Source organism: Devosia sp. (assembly GCF_017744655.1).
Classification (GTDB): Bacteria; Pseudomonadota; Alphaproteobacteria; order Rhizobiales; family Devosiaceae; genus Devosia.
The window spans coordinates 242,157-255,455 of the sequence record NZ_JAGIAW010000009.1 but is presented as its reverse complement, the minus strand read 5'-3'; the positions used below and the strand labels follow the sequence as shown (position 1 = coordinate 255,455).

Here is a 13,299-nt window from a genome sequence, read left to right as displayed (position 1 = left end):
TTTAGGAGAAGACCCATGGCGACCAGCATTCAACTCCGCCAGATCCAGAAATCCTACGGCGACGTCGCTGTGATCCACGGCGTCGACCTCAATATCGAGCCGGGTGAGTTCACTGTTTTCGTTGGCCCCTCGGGCTGCGGCAAGTCCACTTTGCTGCGCATGATTGCGGGGCTCGAGCCGATCACCGGCGGCGACCTGATCATCGATGGTCAGCGCATGAACGACGTGCCGGCGGCCAAGCGTGGCATCGCCATGGTTTTTCAGTCTTATGCGCTTTATCCGCATATGAGCGTCTACCAGAACCTCGCTTTTGGTCTCGAAACGGCAAAGATGCCTAAGGACGAGATCGAAAAGCGCGTGCAGCGTGCGGCAGAAATCCTCAAGATCGAGCCGCTGCTGAAGCGCAAGCCCAAGCAGCTTTCGGGCGGTCAGCGCCAGCGCGTTGCCATCGGCCGCGCCATTGTGCGCGAACCCAAGATTTTCCTTTTCGACGAACCGCTCAGCAATCTCGATGCCGAACTGCGCGTCGCCATGCGCGTGGAAATCGCCAAGCTGCACAATGATCTTGGAAACACCATGATCTACGTGACCCACGACCAGGTGGAAGCCATGACCATGGCCGACAAGATCGTGGTGCTGCGCGCTGGCGTCATCGAACAGGCCGGTGCCCCACTCGAACTCTATAACAATCCGGGAAATCTCTTCGTCGCCGGTTTCATCGGCTCGCCGAAGATGAATTTTCTCACTGCGACCGGCGAGGGCGAAACGGTCAAAACCGCCAGCGGCTCGCTGCCGCTCGGTCGCTCGGCTGTGGGCACGGCGATGCTGGGCGTTCGTCCCGAGCACATCACCATTGTCGAAGGTTCTGGTGCAAAGTTCGCGGACCTGCGTGTCGATCTCGTCGAAAATCTCGGTGGCCAGACGGTGCTCTACGCAACCACCACCGACGGCCAGGCCTTGACCGTGGTGCTCGAAGGCCAACGCCATGTGGAGCTGGGTTCGAGTGTTCCGGCCTATATCGATCCGGCCAAGGCGCATGTCTTCAATGCCGAAGGCATTGCGATCCGCTAGAAATTGCCGCCATTCGAGAAATACCGTGTGATCCCCGCGCAAGCGGGGATTTCCGTTTTGGCGCCTCCAGCCCTCGTGCATAGTGTCGGCAAAAAGGGGATTCTCTCATGCCGCAGGTTACCTCCAAGGATGGCGTCACCATTGGCTATGACGTGACCGGCTCGGGCCCGGCGGTGATCCTTGTGGCCGGCGCGACGCAATATCGGGCGGTGGACCGGGTGACCCCGATATTGATCGAGCTTCTGGCGCAGCACTTTACGGTGATCAACTACGACCGGCGCGGCCGCGGGGAATCGACGGATAAATGGCCCTATGCGGTGGCGCGCGAGGTGGAGGACATTGCCGCTCTGCTCGATGTGGCCGGCCGCGAAGCTTTTGTCTTCGGCATGTCCTCGGGCGCCGTGCTGGCGCTTGAAGCCGCCGCAGCCATGCCGAGAAAGATCAAGGCCCTGGCGCTCTATGAGCCGCCGATCGATCCCGGCCGTTCGGGTGACGCCTACCGCTATGAGCATATGCAGATGGCCGTCCAGGCCGCGCAGGGACGCGCTGCCGAAATGATGAGCGACTTTCTGCTCGGCGTCGGCATGTCCGGCGCGGAACTGGATGGGTTCAAGCAGAGCCCCGCCTGGCCGGCCTTTGCTGCGGTCGGCCTGACCCTCGAACATGACTACCGTATTCTCGCGGATGCGCGGGGAAGCGACGGGCCGCCGGAACGCTGGCAGAACGCCATCATGCCGGTGCTGGTGCTCGATGGCGACAAAAGCTTTCCTTTCATGGCGGCGGGCGCCGAATGGGTGGCCTCGGGCCTCCACAATGTCGAGCGCATGACGCTGGCCGGCCAGAGCCATGAATATGACCCCAAAATACTGGCGCCGCTGCTGACGGTGTTTTTCCAGCTCGGGTCGGTTCAGGTTCACTAGCCCCGGCGAGTGCCACCTAATCCTGGGACCATGTCGAAGTCATCAGCGTTGAATCGTCTTGAAGGCAGACGGTTCAACAGGAGACGAACGATGAAGATCACCCAGCATCTCTGGTTCGAGAGGGATATGGACGCGGCGATCAAGTTTTATACGTCGCTGATTCCGGGCTCGAAGATCGAATGGGTCTCGGCCATTCCGGCGGATAATCCCAGCGGCCCGGCCGGCAGCGTCGGCATGGCCGCTTTCACCATTGGCGACCAGCGCTATATGGCGATCAATGCCGGCCCGCTTGATCCGTTCAACCATAGCTTTTCGATTCTGGTCGAATGCGACACCCAGGCCGAGATCGACCGGCTCTGGGATGCGCTGAAAGAAGGCGGCTCGACCGAACAATGCGGCTGGCTACGGGACCGTTGGGGGCTGAGCTGGCAGATCACCCCGAAACGCCTTGGCGAACTGATGATGGACCCCGATCCGGCCGTGTCGAAGCGCGTCACGGAAGCTATGCTCAAGCAGGTGAAATTCGATATTTCGGCGCTTGAGGCGGCGGCAAGGGGTTAGTCGAAAACCTCCTGCCGCCGCCGGTAGCAAAAATTAGCTGGCGGCGGGGATCGTCAGGCCGCGCTGCACGGCGGGGCGGGCAAGGCCGCGTTCGAGCCATGCGGGAACGCGCTTGAGCGTGTCGAATTCGACGATGTCGCGGGCGCCATAAAAGCCGATGAGATTGCGGACCCAGCCCAAGGTCGCGATATCGGCGATGGAATAATCGTCCATGATCCAGTCGCGACCATCGAGACGAGTGTCCAGCACTTCGAGCAGCCGGCGCGATTCGGCGCGGTAGCGCTCGAGCGGGCGCTTGTCCTCAAACTCTTTGCCGGCGAATTTATAGAAAAAGCCCACCTGGCCGAACATCGGGCCGATGGCGGCCATCTGGAAGAAGACCCACTGGATGGTTTCGTAGCGCAGTGCCGGATCGGCTGAGAGGAATTTTCCGGTCTTTTCAGCAAGGTACAGAAGAATGGCGCCCGATTCGAAGAGGGCCAGCGGCTTGCCGCCGGGGCCATTGGGATCGATAATAGCTGGAATCTTGCCGTTCGGATTGAGCGAGAGAAATTCGGGCGTCCAGGTTTCGTTCTTGCCGATCTGGATCGCATGCGCCTCATAGGGCAGGCCGATTTCCTCGAGCATGATGGAAACTTTTACGCCATTCGGCGTCGGCCACGAGTAAAGCTGCAGCTGTTCGGGATGCGCGGCGGGCCAGCGCCGGGCGATAGGGAAATTCGTGAGGTCGGTCATGGAAGTCTCTTGTCTCAAGGCAGGGGGCGCCAGCTAGATCGCGAGTCGACCAGTCCGGCAACGAAACAAATGTCGGAAAAACAAAAAGGGTCCCGAAGGACCCTTTGTTTCTCTCCCGGCTTGCCAACCTGAGAGAATTGGAGCGGGCGAAGGGATTCGAACCCTCGACCCTAACCTTGGCAAGGTTATGCTCTACCCCTGAGCTACACCCGCATCCGTGTCGCAGCGCCTTGAAGCGCGTCGACGAGGCGCTATATGCCTAATCATCAGACCGATTGCAACCCTTCTTCTTCGCTTTCATGTCATCTTGTTGAAAGCCTGTGGGAACTAGGACTTGCAACCGCTGTGGCGCGGGCGCAAAAAGGCCCGCGACTGCTCCCTCAATGACTTTCGCGAGAGCTCTTTATGTCGATTTCCACCAATGGCGCTGCCCCGGCCAGCCAGGCCTATATCAGCGAATCCACCGATGCCGGCTTCCGCGCCGACGTGCTCGAAGCCTCGCGCGAGGTTCCGGTTCTCGTCGATTTCTGGGCGCCCTGGTGTGGCCCCTGCCGCCAGTTGACGCCGGCGCTTGAAAAGGTGGTCAACGAAAAGGCCGGCAAGATCCGGCTCGTGAAGATCAATATCGACGATCACCCGGGCGTTGCCGGGCAATTGGGCGTGCAATCGATTCCGGCCGTCTTCGCCTTCGCCGGTGGCCGGCCGGTGGACGGTTTCATGGGCGCCATGCCGGAAGGTGAAGTCCGTAAATTTGCCGATCGCGTCATTGCCGCCGCCCCTCCGGGCGCGCCGCCGGCCGATTCGATCGAGGCACAGATCGCCGATGCCTTGAAGGTCGCCGAAGAGGCTTTTGGCGCCGGTGACCTCGGTCAGGCGGCGCAGATTTTTGGCATGGTGCTGCAACACTCTCCGGAAAACGAAGTGGCGCTGATTGGCCTTGCCCGCGTCTATCTCGAAGCCGGTGAAGTCGAGCAGGCCCGCGCCACGCTCGACATGGTGCCCGAGGACAAGCGCAAGGGCGACGCCTATACGGCTGTCGCCAATACTATACGCCTGCAGGATGAAGCCGCCGGCCTTTCCGAATCGGCCGCGCTTGAAGCCGCCATTGCTGCTGACCCTGAAAATCACCAGGCGCGATTCGATCTGGCCGTCGTGCTCAATGCCGAAGGCAAGCGCGTCGAGGCCGCCGAGGCCTTGGTCGCGATCTTCAAGAAGGATCGCACCTGGAACGAGGACGGCGCGCGCAAAAAGCTGCTCGAATTCTTCGACGCCTGGGGCGCCAAGGATCCGGCCACCCTCAAGGGCCGCCGCCTGCTTTCTGCTGCCCTCTTCTCCTAGGTCGAAAAATATGCCGCAGCGCCCAGCGAGCCCTCAGCAAGTGCCGGACGTGGTCCCGATCTTTCCGCTGACCGGGGCGCTGTTGCTGCCCTATTCCCATCGCCCGCTCAATATTTTCGAGCCGCGCTATATCGAGATGGTAGATTTCGCCCTCTCGACCGATCGCTTGATCGGGCTGATCCAGCCCGAGGACACGAGCGAGGAAAGCCCCGTGGGCCTCGTGCCGCTGCACAGGATCGGCTGCCTGGGACGGATTACCCATTTCGAGGAAAGCGGCGATGGCCGCTATTTCATCATCCTCGAAGGCGTGACGCGGTTCACGCTCACCGAAGAGGTCGAACGCGGTACACCCTATAGGCTCGCCAAAATTTCGGCCGAGGCCTTTGCCGCCGATTTCGCCCGCAATGACGGGGAGGACGAAGTGGACCGGGCGCGCTTTGTGAAAATGATGCGCGACTATGCCGAATTCGCCAGCATCGAGCTCAATTGGGAAGAGATCGAGCGCACCGGCACGGCGGACCTGGTCAATTTCTGCGCCATGGTTTCGCCCTATGGGCCGGCGGAAAAGCAGGTATTGCTCGAAGCACAGACCCTCAACGACCGGGCGGAAACGCTGATCGCCATGACCGAATATGAAATGGCTGGGGGCGGCAAGGGCGCCGTGCCGCTCAACTGATGGCAGAAACCCCGGTCGATCCCCGCCACGTTATCGACCGGCAGGTGCTGGAAATGCTGGTCTGCCCGTTGACCAAGACGCGGCTGACGCTATCGTCGGACCACAAGGAACTGATTTCCATTGCCGCGCGGCTGGCCTTTCCCATCGTCAAAGGGGTGCCGCTCCTCAGCCTTGAAGAGGCGCGCAATGTCGAGCCGGAAGAGCTGCAGGCGCTGTCCAAAAGAGCGGTTGACTAGAAAAGGCCCTCACCCGTCTTGCTACGCAGGCCGACCTCTCCCTTCAGGGAAGGGAGCCTTTTTCTAGATCGGTAGCCCGCTGAGAAGCTTTGGGCCGCTTTGGGACACACCGGAGGCGGCGCGGATCATCGCATCCTTCAGCGGCCCGGCGCGGTCGACCAGGCCGAGACCGAAATCGCGGATGGCGCGGACCGGGGCAACATCGTTGGAAAAGAGCCGGTTCATGCCGTCGGTCACCATGACCATGCTGGCCGTATCGAGCCGGCGCCAGGCCTGGTAGCGGGCCAGTACGTCTTCGCTGCCGTGGTCGAGCCCGAGACGGATGGCGTCGATGATGACTTCGGCCAGCGCCGCGACATCCTTCAGGCCGAGATTGAGACCTTGCCCTGCAATCGGATGGACGACGTGGGCAGCATCGCCGATGAGCGCCAGACGCGGCCCGACAAAGTCACGGGCAATCTGCAGGCGCAGCGGGAAACCCATCAATTTGTCTTCGAGCGTCACTGCGCCGAGGCTCGAGCCCATGACGGCCTCGATCTCGCGCGCCAACTGGTCGCTGTCCATGGCCAGGAAGGTCTTGGCGTTTTCGCTGGTTTCGGTCCAGACGAGCGAAGAGCGATTGCCCTTGAGCGGCAGGCTCGCAAAGGGGCCGGAGGGGCGGAAATGTTCGTAGGCGACCCCGTCATGGGGCAGTTCGTGGCTGATGGTCGCGACGAGCCCGGTCTGATGGTAGTCATGGCCTGATGTTGAAATACCGGCGCGCTGGCGCAGGGCCGATTGCGCGCCATCGGCGGCGACGATCAGTGGCGAGGTGATGGTGCGCCCATCGGCAAGCGTCAGCCGGCCCTCTGACCAATCGGTGATTTCGGCCGGAGCGATGACTGTGACGAGGTCGCCCATGGCCCCGAGCAGGGCCGCCTGACTCGCCGTATTGGGCACCATATGGGCAAAGGCTTCGCCCGGCGCGACTTCGCCTTCGAACTGCAGGAACAGCGGCCGCGCGATATCGCCGCTGCCCGAATCGGTGATCCGCATGGCAGTTATCGGCTGGGACTGGGCTTCCATCTCGGCCCAGACACCCAGTGCCTCGAAGACGCGGCGTACGCCGGTTGCAATGGCCGAAGCGCGGTTGTCTTTGGGGACCGTCAGCGGACGGCGGTCGATGAGCGCTACCCGAATGCCGCGCATCGACTGGACCAGCGCCAGCGCCAGGGTCGTGCCCACCGGGCCGCCACCCACGATCGCCACGTCGAAATGATCTTCTGCCGCTGCGCTCATCGCCGTCTCCTTGCGTCTTCTTCCATTGTCAGGCCCCCGGCGGCGCGGTGCAAGTGCGCCCTATGCCGCGGGGATGACTCGTGTTGTTTAAAAAACAGGCAAACACCAAATCATCCGCACAAAAAAGCGGCGACGATCTGCCCATTTCAGAGTCGTCCACGTTTGGCCTCTGGTTAAGTCATTGTAAAAATAACGAAAATCCGTGCCACTTGGTTTGGCACGGCACTTGAATTCATCAGTTGCAGTTCCAACACGCGCCTAAGGCGCCAAAGGGGGTCATATGAAACTGGTGGTTGCCATCATCAAGCCGTCCCGGCTCGAAGAGGTTCGGCAGGCGCTCAATTCGCTCGACGTGCACGGCATGACCGTCACCGAAGTGAAGGGCTATGGGCGTCAGAAGGGTCACTCCGAAATCTACCGCGGCACGGAATATGCCGTGCATTTCCTGCCCAAGCTCAAGCTCGAAATCGCTGTCGACGACAGCCTGGCCGACAATGTGAGCAACGCCATTCGGGACTCGGCTCAGACCGGCCGCATCGGCGACGGCAAGATCTTCGTGCTCGATCTCTTGGCCGTTACCCGCATCCGCACCGGTGAAACCGGCGCGTCCGCCCTCTAGGACCTTCCCCAATTGGAGACAACAACAATGAAGATGTCCAAAATCCTGGGGAGCGCTGCTCTGGCCTCCCTGCTGCTGGCCCTTCCCGCATTCGCACAGGATGCTGCCGCGGCTGTCGAGGAAGTCGCCACCATCGACACCGGCGACACGTCCTGGATGATCGTTTCGACGCTCCTCGTCATTCTCATGACCATTCCGGGCGTTGCCTTGTTCTATGGCGGTCTCGTCCGTGGCAAGAACGTGCTGTCCGTCGTGACCCAGGTGTTCGGCGCCTTCTCGATGATCGCCCTGCTCTGGGTGGCCTATGGCTACTCGCTCGCCTTCTCCGGCCCATCCGAAGGCGGCCTATCGGCCTTCATTGGTGACTTTTCGAACCTGTTCCTTGCCAATGTCAGCCCCGATTCGGTTTCCGGCACGATTCCTGAACTGGTCTTCGTGGTCTTCCAGCTGACCTTCGCCTGCATCACGGCGACGCTGGTCGTCGGTGGCATTGCCGAGCGCATGAAGTTCGGTGCGGTCATGGCGTTCCTCGCCATCTGGTTCACCTTCTCTTACCTGCCGATCGCCCACATGGTCTGGTCGGGTCCGGGCCTGTTCTTCAACATGGGCGCCCTCGACTTTGCCGGCGGTACCGTCGTTCACATCAATTCCGGTGTGGCCGCTCTCGTCGCCGCAATCGTGCTCGGGCCGCGCCTTGGCTACATGAAGGAGCCGATCGCCCCGCATAACCTGGTGTTCGTCTTCATCGGTGCCTCGCTTCTGTGGGTCGGCTGGTTCGGCTTCAACGCCGGCTCGGCTCTCGGTGCCAATGGCCTTGCCGCTCAGGCCTTCCTCAACACCATTACCGCCCCGGCCGCTGCAGCTATTGCCTGGGCTGTCGGCGAAAAGATCACCCGCGGCCATGCTTCGGCCCTGGGCTTCGTCTCGGGCGCCGTTGCCGGTCTCGTGGCCATCACCCCGGCCGCCGGCTTCGCCGGCACCTTCGGCTCGATCGTGCTCGGCGCCGTGACCGGTTTCGTCTGCCTCTGGGCCGTCGTTACCCTCAAGCCGATGCTCAAGTATGACGACAGCCTCGACGTGTTCGGCATCCACGGCGTGGGCGGCATTGTCGGCGCCATCGGCACCGCCATCGTCGCAGACCCGGCTCTCGGCGGCTTTGGTGCCGAAGGCTATGCCATGGGCGGCCAGCTGGTCACCCAGGTCCTGGCAGTACTCGTCGCCATCGTCTGGTCCGGTGTCGTGGCTCTCGTCGCCATGCTCATCGTCAAGGCGATCTTCGGCGGTGCCCGCGTTAGCGAAGCCGGCGAAAGCGACGGCCTCGATCTCTCGAGCCACGGCGAACGCGCCTACAACGGCTAAGAACCTTGCAGGTGGCGCTTCGGCGCCACCTCTTTTCCAAAAGACTTTCTCGCGGTGTGCGGCCTGCTTCCTCTTGGCCCGCCACAGAGGCTTCCCACGCACAATGGTGGGCCGCACTCCCCGGGAAAGTTTTGGGATCGAAGTAGAAAACTTTCGCTCCCACACGCCATTCGAGCCTGGTTCTCATGGCCTCCTCACCTAAAATCGCCCTACTGGGGCGATTTTTGCTGTCAGCCCAGTTCGGAGTGGTTAGCGTGCGATTAACCACATCGCTCTAGCATGCAGGCGATGCGGGGCCCGCGAATGGGTCGTGGCCCCAAAAAGTAATGCGTGTCATGCCCAGCCATCCCGTTCCGACGCTCGACGATGTCCGCCCCGTGCCACCACGCGGCGCTGCCCGCCAGAAGACGGCGGCCTCCATGCCGAAACCGGCCCCGGTCATCGCCATTCGCATTCCCCTGCGCGTGGCCGGCATGGTGCTGTTCGGCATTGTCACGATCCTGCTGCTGTCGCTGAGCTCCTGGTCGGTCGATGATCCCTCGCTCTCCTATGCGACGAGCAAGATTGCGCAAAACTGGCTGGGTTATCCCGGCGCGGTCATTGCCGATCTCGTGTTCCAGTTCCTGGGGCTGGGCGGCATTGTCGCTATCGTGCCCCTGGCGCTGTGGAGCTGGGCTCTGCTGCGCAAGCGTCGCTTGACCCACGTCATCTTGCGCACGCTCTCCTGGCTTGGCGCGATTGTGCTTTCGACCGGCGTCTTCGCGTTCCTGCCGACGCCGGAAAGCTGGCCGCTGCCGACTGGACTGGGCGGCCTTGCCGGCATGCTCTTCATCAGTCTTGCCGCCATGATCGCCGGCGCCGATCCGCAGCCGATCACAGGCGCGCTTTTTGGCGTGATCATCGCGGTGCCCGCTCTGGCTCTGCTCTGGATCGCCATGGGCCTCGGCACTTCCGTCCCAGCCATGCCTGCTAAATCCTCGCGCAAGGCCGCACAGGTCGAGGAAGAAGACGAGCGCGAAGCCAATCCGCTGGTGGAAGTGGCCCTCGGCGCGGTGGTGCATATGGGTTATTCCCTCCGCACGGCCTGGCGCCGTGCCCGTGCTGCCCAGGCGGCCCGCCACGAGGAAGAGGAAGAATGGCGCGCGCATGGTGAGGAGCCCGATCTCGACGGCTCCGTCTCCCCGCGCGCCCCGGCCCATCAGGAACCGACGCTCGCCGTTACCCAGCGCCGCATTCATGCCCCGGTCGAGCCTGCCTTCGAAGCGGCCCCCGTCGTATCGGCCCGTATCAATGCCGGTCCGTCCTATGACGAGACTGAAATCGACTATCCCGATGAAGCGGAAGACGATTCGATCCCCTTCGTACCGGACATGCCGATCGCCCAGCATCCGGCCGTGGTCAACCACACCCAGCGCGGCGATTCGCGCTTCCAGCCCGTCGATCATTCGGCGCCGCGTGTTGCCGCGCCCGCCCCGCGCCCGGCGCAGGGTCAGCGCCAGTTCCGCGAAGCGCAGCCGAGCCTCCTCGACGAGCCCATGGGCTTTGAACTGCCGGCACTGAGCCTGCTTGCCGAGCCCAAGCGCTCCGGGCCTTCGGCAGAGCATTCGCCGGAACGGCTCGAAGAAATGGCCCGCCGTCTCGAAGAAGTGCTTGGTGACTTCGGCGTAAAGGGCGACATCATCAATGTGCGCCCCGGTCCGGTCGTGACTCTCTTTGAACTCGAGCCTGCACCGGGCATCAAATCGTCCAGGGTCATTTCGCTCGCCGACGATATTGCCCGCTCGATGTCGGCCATTTCGGCCCGTGTCGCCGTGGTGCCGGGCCGCAATGCCATTGGTATCGAACTGCCCAACCAGACGCGCGAAACCGTCTATTTCCGCGAAATGCTGGCCTCGTCCGATTTCGAGAAGATGAAGGGCAAGCTGCCGATTTGCCTGGGCAAAACTATTGGCGGCGAGCCGATCATCGCCGACCTCGCGCGCATGCCGCACTTGCTGATCGCCGGTACCACCGGTTCCGGCAAGTCGGTGGGTATCAATACCTTCATTCTCTCGCTGCTCTACCAGATGACGCCCGAGCAGTGCCGCATGATCATGATCGACCCCAAAATGCTGGAATTGTCGATCTATGACGGCATTCCGCATCTTCTTACGCCGGTCGTCACCGATCCGCAGAAGGCTGTGGTGGCTCTGAAATGGGCCGTGCGCGAGATGGAAGACCGCTATCGCAAGATGAGCAAGATCGGTGTCAGAAACATCGACGGTTTTAATCAGCGCGTCTCGGAAGCGGCCAAGGAAGGCCGGACCATTACCCGCACGGTGCAGACCGGTTTTGACCGCGAAACCGGCGAGGCGATCTACGAAAGCGAAGAATTCGATCTCGAGCCATTGCCCTATATCGTTGTGATCGTTGACGAAATGGCCGACCTGATGATGGTCGCCGGCAAGGACATCGAAGGCGCAATCCAGCGCCTCGCCCAGATGGCCCGCGCCGCCGGCATCCATATCGTCACCGCCACGCAGCGCCCGTCCGTGGATGTCATCACCGGCACGATCAAGGCCAACTTCCCGACCCGTATTTCGTTCATGGTGACGTCGAAGATCGACTCGCGCACCATTTTGGGCGAGCAGGGCGCCGAACAGCTCCTCGGCAATGGCGACATGCTCTACATGGCCTCGGGCGGTCGCACCAAGCGCCTCCACGGCGCCTTCGTGTCCGACGCCGAAGTCGAGGCGGTGGTCAACCACCTCAAGAGCCAGGGCGCGCCGGATTATCTCGATTCCGTCACCGCCGAAGAAGACGAAGGCGGCATGGATGCCGGTGGCTCCAGCGGCGGCGATGATTATGCCGGCTCGGGCGACGAGCTCTATGACAAGGCCGTCCATGTCGTGCTGACGGACAAGAAGGCCTCCACCTCCTATGTCCAGCGGCGTCTCGCCATCGGCTACAACAAGGCAGCGACGCTGATCGAGCGCATGGAACGCGAGGGCGTCATCAGCCCGGCCAACCATGCGGGCAAGCGCGAAATCCTCGTCGGGAACAATGCCGACGGCTATTGAGCTGACCGAATAAGGTATTGAAAAGCCCCGGCCTTGTGCCGGGGTTTTTGTTTTGTGATCGGCGATTGGGTCATGCGTCTCGACATTATTTCAGTTTGCACTTATATAAGTTTGCACTGAAATAAAGGATAGAGCCATGACATTCGACATCGCGGCGCATCTGGGCGCTGTTAAGCGGGAAGTACGCGACCTGGAAATCGACGGGCAGCCCGGCAAGGTGATCGTCGCCTCACGCGTCTATGATACGACGGTTTCGGACCTATGGGATGCCTTGACCAAGCCGGACCGTCTGAAGCGCTGGTTTGCGCCGGTGACGGGCGACCTGCAGCTCGGCGGCCGCTATCACATCGAAGGCAATGCGAGCGGGACGGTCACCGCTTGCGAACCCGAGAAACGTGCGGAGCTGACCTGGGAATTCGGCGGCTATACCAGCTGGGTCAATTTCTCTGTTGCACCGGCCGAGGGCGGGGCGCTGCTGGTGCTCGAACATATCGCGCCCGTCAGCCCGCACTGGACCCAGTATGGCGCCGGCGCCGGTGGTGTCGGTTGGGAACTGGGCCTTCTGGGGCTGTCTGAACACTTCAAGCGCCCGGATGCCGATGTACGCGCCGAGGGCGTCGGCGGTTGGGAAACCTCGCCCGAGGCCAAGGACATGGTGCGAAAGGCGAGCACAGCCTGGGGCGAAGCCGAAATTGCTGCTGGCGAAACGCCCGAACAGGCGCGAAAAGCGGCCGAGGCGACCCGGCGCTTTTATACCGGCGAAGCGCCTATGGAGGGGTGATGCACGCATTCGACGTTCTCGGCGATCCTGTTCGTCGGCGCATTCTGGAGCTGCTCGCCGAGGGCGAGCGCTCATCGGGAGAGGTGGTTGAGGTCATCGCGCCGGCTTTCGGCATTTCCCAGGCCGGGGTCAGCCAGCATCTGAAAGTGCTGCGCGAAAATGGTTTTGCCCGCGTGCGCCCGGAGGGAACGCGTCGTGTCTATGAACTGGACACGACGCCCCTGCGCGGCGTCGACGATTGGCTTGAACGGTTTCGCGTCTTCTGGCCGCACAAGCTTGAAGCACTGGCGACCGAAGTCGCGCGTGGCAAGAAAGAACGGGGCGAATAACCACGCCTAGCAGGCGAGCGGGTCGGGCACGGCCTCGAACTCACGCGGGCCGACCCAGCCGGGCGCGTGTTCCTTTGGTGCATTGACGATGCGGACGGTGAGCGTGCAGCTGCCGGAGCGGACGGAATAGACGTCGGGTGCGGTAAATTCCACGGCATCGATGATATGGCCGATACCAAAAGTCTCGGTCGCGACATTGAGGACGGCAGTCAATTCGGCGCGTCGCTGGTATTGCGGCGGCAGGGCCGCCATGGCCGGCAGTGTCGTTGCAAGCACCAGCGTTAAGCACATCACCAATTTGCGCATTGTTGTCCCCCTCCGGCCGGTGGAACTTTCC

14 protein-coding genes and 1 tRNA gene are annotated in these 13,299 nt (G+C 62.2%); 11 read left to right on the top strand and 4 right to left on the bottom strand.

Annotation, left to right across the window (positions count from 1 at the left end; translation table 11 throughout):
* Positions 1-15 precede the first annotated feature (15 nt).
* From J7557_RS17600 to J7557_RS17590, 3 genes are all read left to right on the top strand, one after another.
* Positions 16-1,071 (top strand): ABC transporter ATP-binding protein, encoded by a 1,056-nt coding sequence (locus tag J7557_RS17600; protein WP_291421343.1) that lies wholly within the window; start codon positions 16-18, stop codon positions 1,069-1,071.
* Positions 1,072-1,178: 107 nt separating this feature from the next.
* Entirely contained in the window at positions 1,179-1,991 is an 813-nt protein-coding gene (locus J7557_RS17595) for an alpha/beta hydrolase (RefSeq protein ID WP_291421342.1), read from the top strand.
* 90 nt (positions 1,992-2,081) lie between these two features.
* The gene (locus tag J7557_RS17590; RefSeq protein ID WP_291421341.1) at positions 2,082-2,552 is read left to right on the top strand and encodes a VOC family protein; all 471 of its coding nucleotides are present in this window, start codon (positions 2,082-2,084) and stop codon (positions 2,550-2,552) included.
* Between the two features lie 33 nt (positions 2,553-2,585).
* Here the strand turns inward: J7557_RS17590 and J7557_RS17585 are convergent, their stop codons facing one another.
* Both J7557_RS17585 and J7557_RS17580 read right to left on the bottom strand, forming a co-directional pair.
* On the bottom strand, positions 2,586-3,287 hold the full coding sequence (locus J7557_RS17585) for a glutathione S-transferase N-terminal domain-containing protein (RefSeq protein WP_291421340.1): 702 nt from the start codon (positions 3,285-3,287) through the stop codon (positions 2,586-2,588).
* Positions 3,288-3,425: 138 nt separating this feature from the next.
* Positions 3,426-3,500: transfer RNA gene (locus J7557_RS17580), tRNA-Gly, on the bottom strand.
* 192 nt (positions 3,501-3,692) lie between these two features.
* Here J7557_RS17580 and J7557_RS17575 point away from each other — a divergent pair.
* Genes J7557_RS17575 through J7557_RS17565 form a run of 3 tightly spaced genes read left to right on the top strand, consistent with a single transcriptional unit; the run spans position 3,693 to position 5,537 of the window.
* On the top strand, positions 3,693-4,625 hold the full coding sequence (locus J7557_RS17575) for a co-chaperone YbbN (protein ID WP_291421339.1): 933 nt from the start codon (positions 3,693-3,695) through the stop codon (positions 4,623-4,625).
* Between the two features lie 10 nt (positions 4,626-4,635).
* Positions 4,636-5,301, top strand: coding sequence for an LON peptidase substrate-binding domain-containing protein (locus J7557_RS17570; RefSeq protein ID WP_291421338.1), 666 nt, complete (start codon positions 4,636-4,638; stop codon positions 5,299-5,301).
* The gene (locus tag J7557_RS17565) at positions 5,301-5,537 is read left to right on the top strand and encodes a Trm112 family protein (RefSeq protein WP_291421337.1); all 237 of its coding nucleotides are present in this window, start codon (positions 5,301-5,303) and stop codon (positions 5,535-5,537) included. Before J7557_RS17570 ends, J7557_RS17565 begins: the two co-directional genes overlap by 1 nt.
* A gap of 63 nt (positions 5,538-5,600) precedes the next feature.
* On the opposite strand, the gene J7557_RS17560 is transcribed toward J7557_RS17565, so the two are convergent.
* Positions 5,601-6,815, bottom strand: a complete 1,215-nt coding sequence (locus J7557_RS17560) for an FAD-dependent monooxygenase (RefSeq protein WP_291421336.1) — start codon at positions 6,813-6,815, stop codon at positions 5,601-5,603.
* A 280-nt stretch (positions 6,816-7,095) separates the two neighbouring features.
* Between J7557_RS17560 and J7557_RS17555 the strand changes: the two genes are divergently transcribed.
* The 5 genes from J7557_RS17555 to J7557_RS17535 all read left to right on the top strand — a co-directional run bounded on the left by J7557_RS17555 (position 7,096) and on the right by J7557_RS17535 (position 12,962).
* Positions 7,096-7,434, top strand: a complete 339-nt coding sequence (locus J7557_RS17555; protein ID WP_035084363.1) for a P-II family nitrogen regulator — start codon at positions 7,096-7,098, stop codon at positions 7,432-7,434.
* A gap of 27 nt (positions 7,435-7,461) precedes the next feature.
* On the top strand, positions 7,462-8,793 hold the full coding sequence (locus J7557_RS17550) for an ammonium transporter (RefSeq protein WP_291421335.1): 1,332 nt from the start codon (positions 7,462-7,464) through the stop codon (positions 8,791-8,793).
* Between the two features lie 335 nt (positions 8,794-9,128).
* Entirely contained in the window at positions 9,129-11,852 is a 2,724-nt protein-coding gene (locus J7557_RS17545; protein ID WP_291421334.1) for a DNA translocase FtsK, read from the top strand.
* A gap of 136 nt (positions 11,853-11,988) precedes the next feature.
* Entirely contained in the window at positions 11,989-12,633 is a 645-nt protein-coding gene (locus J7557_RS17540) for an SRPBCC family protein (protein WP_291421333.1), read from the top strand.
* On the top strand, positions 12,633-12,962 hold the full coding sequence (locus J7557_RS17535; RefSeq protein WP_291421332.1) for a helix-turn-helix transcriptional regulator: 330 nt from the start codon (positions 12,633-12,635) through the stop codon (positions 12,960-12,962). The genes J7557_RS17540 and J7557_RS17535 overlap by 1 nt, the downstream gene beginning before the upstream one ends.
* A gap of 6 nt (positions 12,963-12,968) precedes the next feature.
* Here J7557_RS17535 and J7557_RS17530 read toward each other — a convergent pair whose 3' ends face one another.
* Entirely contained in the window at positions 12,969-13,268 is a 300-nt protein-coding gene (locus J7557_RS17530; protein ID WP_291421331.1) for a hypothetical protein, read from the bottom strand.
* Positions 13,269-13,299: the final 31 nt, after the last annotated feature.

Excerpts from the sequence above, each read along its gene's own strand:
- J7557_RS17560 (WP_291421336.1), bottom strand. The coding sequence starts at position 6,815 with ATGAGCGCAGCGGCAGAAGATCATTTCGACGTGGCGATCGTGGGTGGC.
- J7557_RS17535 (WP_291421332.1), top strand. The coding sequence starts at position 12,633 with ATGCACGCATTCGACGTTCTCGGCGATCCTGTTCGTCGGCGCATTCTG.
- J7557_RS17585 (WP_291421340.1), bottom strand. The coding sequence starts at position 3,287 with ATGACCGACCTCACGAATTTCCCTATCGCCCGGCGCTGGCCCGCCGCG.
- J7557_RS17575 (WP_291421339.1), top strand. The coding sequence starts at position 3,693 with ATGTCGATTTCCACCAATGGCGCTGCCCCGGCCAGCCAGGCCTATATC.
- J7557_RS17530 (WP_291421331.1), bottom strand. The coding sequence starts at position 13,268 with ATGCGCAAATTGGTGATGTGCTTAACGCTGGTGCTTGCAACGACACTG.
- J7557_RS17595 (WP_291421342.1), top strand. The coding sequence starts at position 1,179 with ATGCCGCAGGTTACCTCCAAGGATGGCGTCACCATTGGCTATGACGTG.
- J7557_RS17565 (WP_291421337.1), top strand. The coding sequence starts at position 5,301 with ATGGCAGAAACCCCGGTCGATCCCCGCCACGTTATCGACCGGCAGGTG.
- J7557_RS17600 (WP_291421343.1), top strand. The coding sequence starts at position 16 with ATGGCGACCAGCATTCAACTCCGCCAGATCCAGAAATCCTACGGCGAC.
- J7557_RS17545 (WP_291421334.1), top strand. The coding sequence starts at position 9,129 with ATGCCCAGCCATCCCGTTCCGACGCTCGACGATGTCCGCCCCGTGCCA.
- J7557_RS17590 (WP_291421341.1), top strand. The coding sequence starts at position 2,082 with ATGAAGATCACCCAGCATCTCTGGTTCGAGAGGGATATGGACGCGGCG.
- J7557_RS17550 (WP_291421335.1), top strand. The coding sequence starts at position 7,462 with ATGAAGATGTCCAAAATCCTGGGGAGCGCTGCTCTGGCCTCCCTGCTG.
- J7557_RS17555 (WP_035084363.1), top strand. The coding sequence starts at position 7,096 with ATGAAACTGGTGGTTGCCATCATCAAGCCGTCCCGGCTCGAAGAGGTT.
- J7557_RS17540 (WP_291421333.1), top strand. The coding sequence starts at position 11,989 with ATGACATTCGACATCGCGGCGCATCTGGGCGCTGTTAAGCGGGAAGTA.
- J7557_RS17570 (WP_291421338.1), top strand. The coding sequence starts at position 4,636 with ATGCCGCAGCGCCCAGCGAGCCCTCAGCAAGTGCCGGACGTGGTCCCG.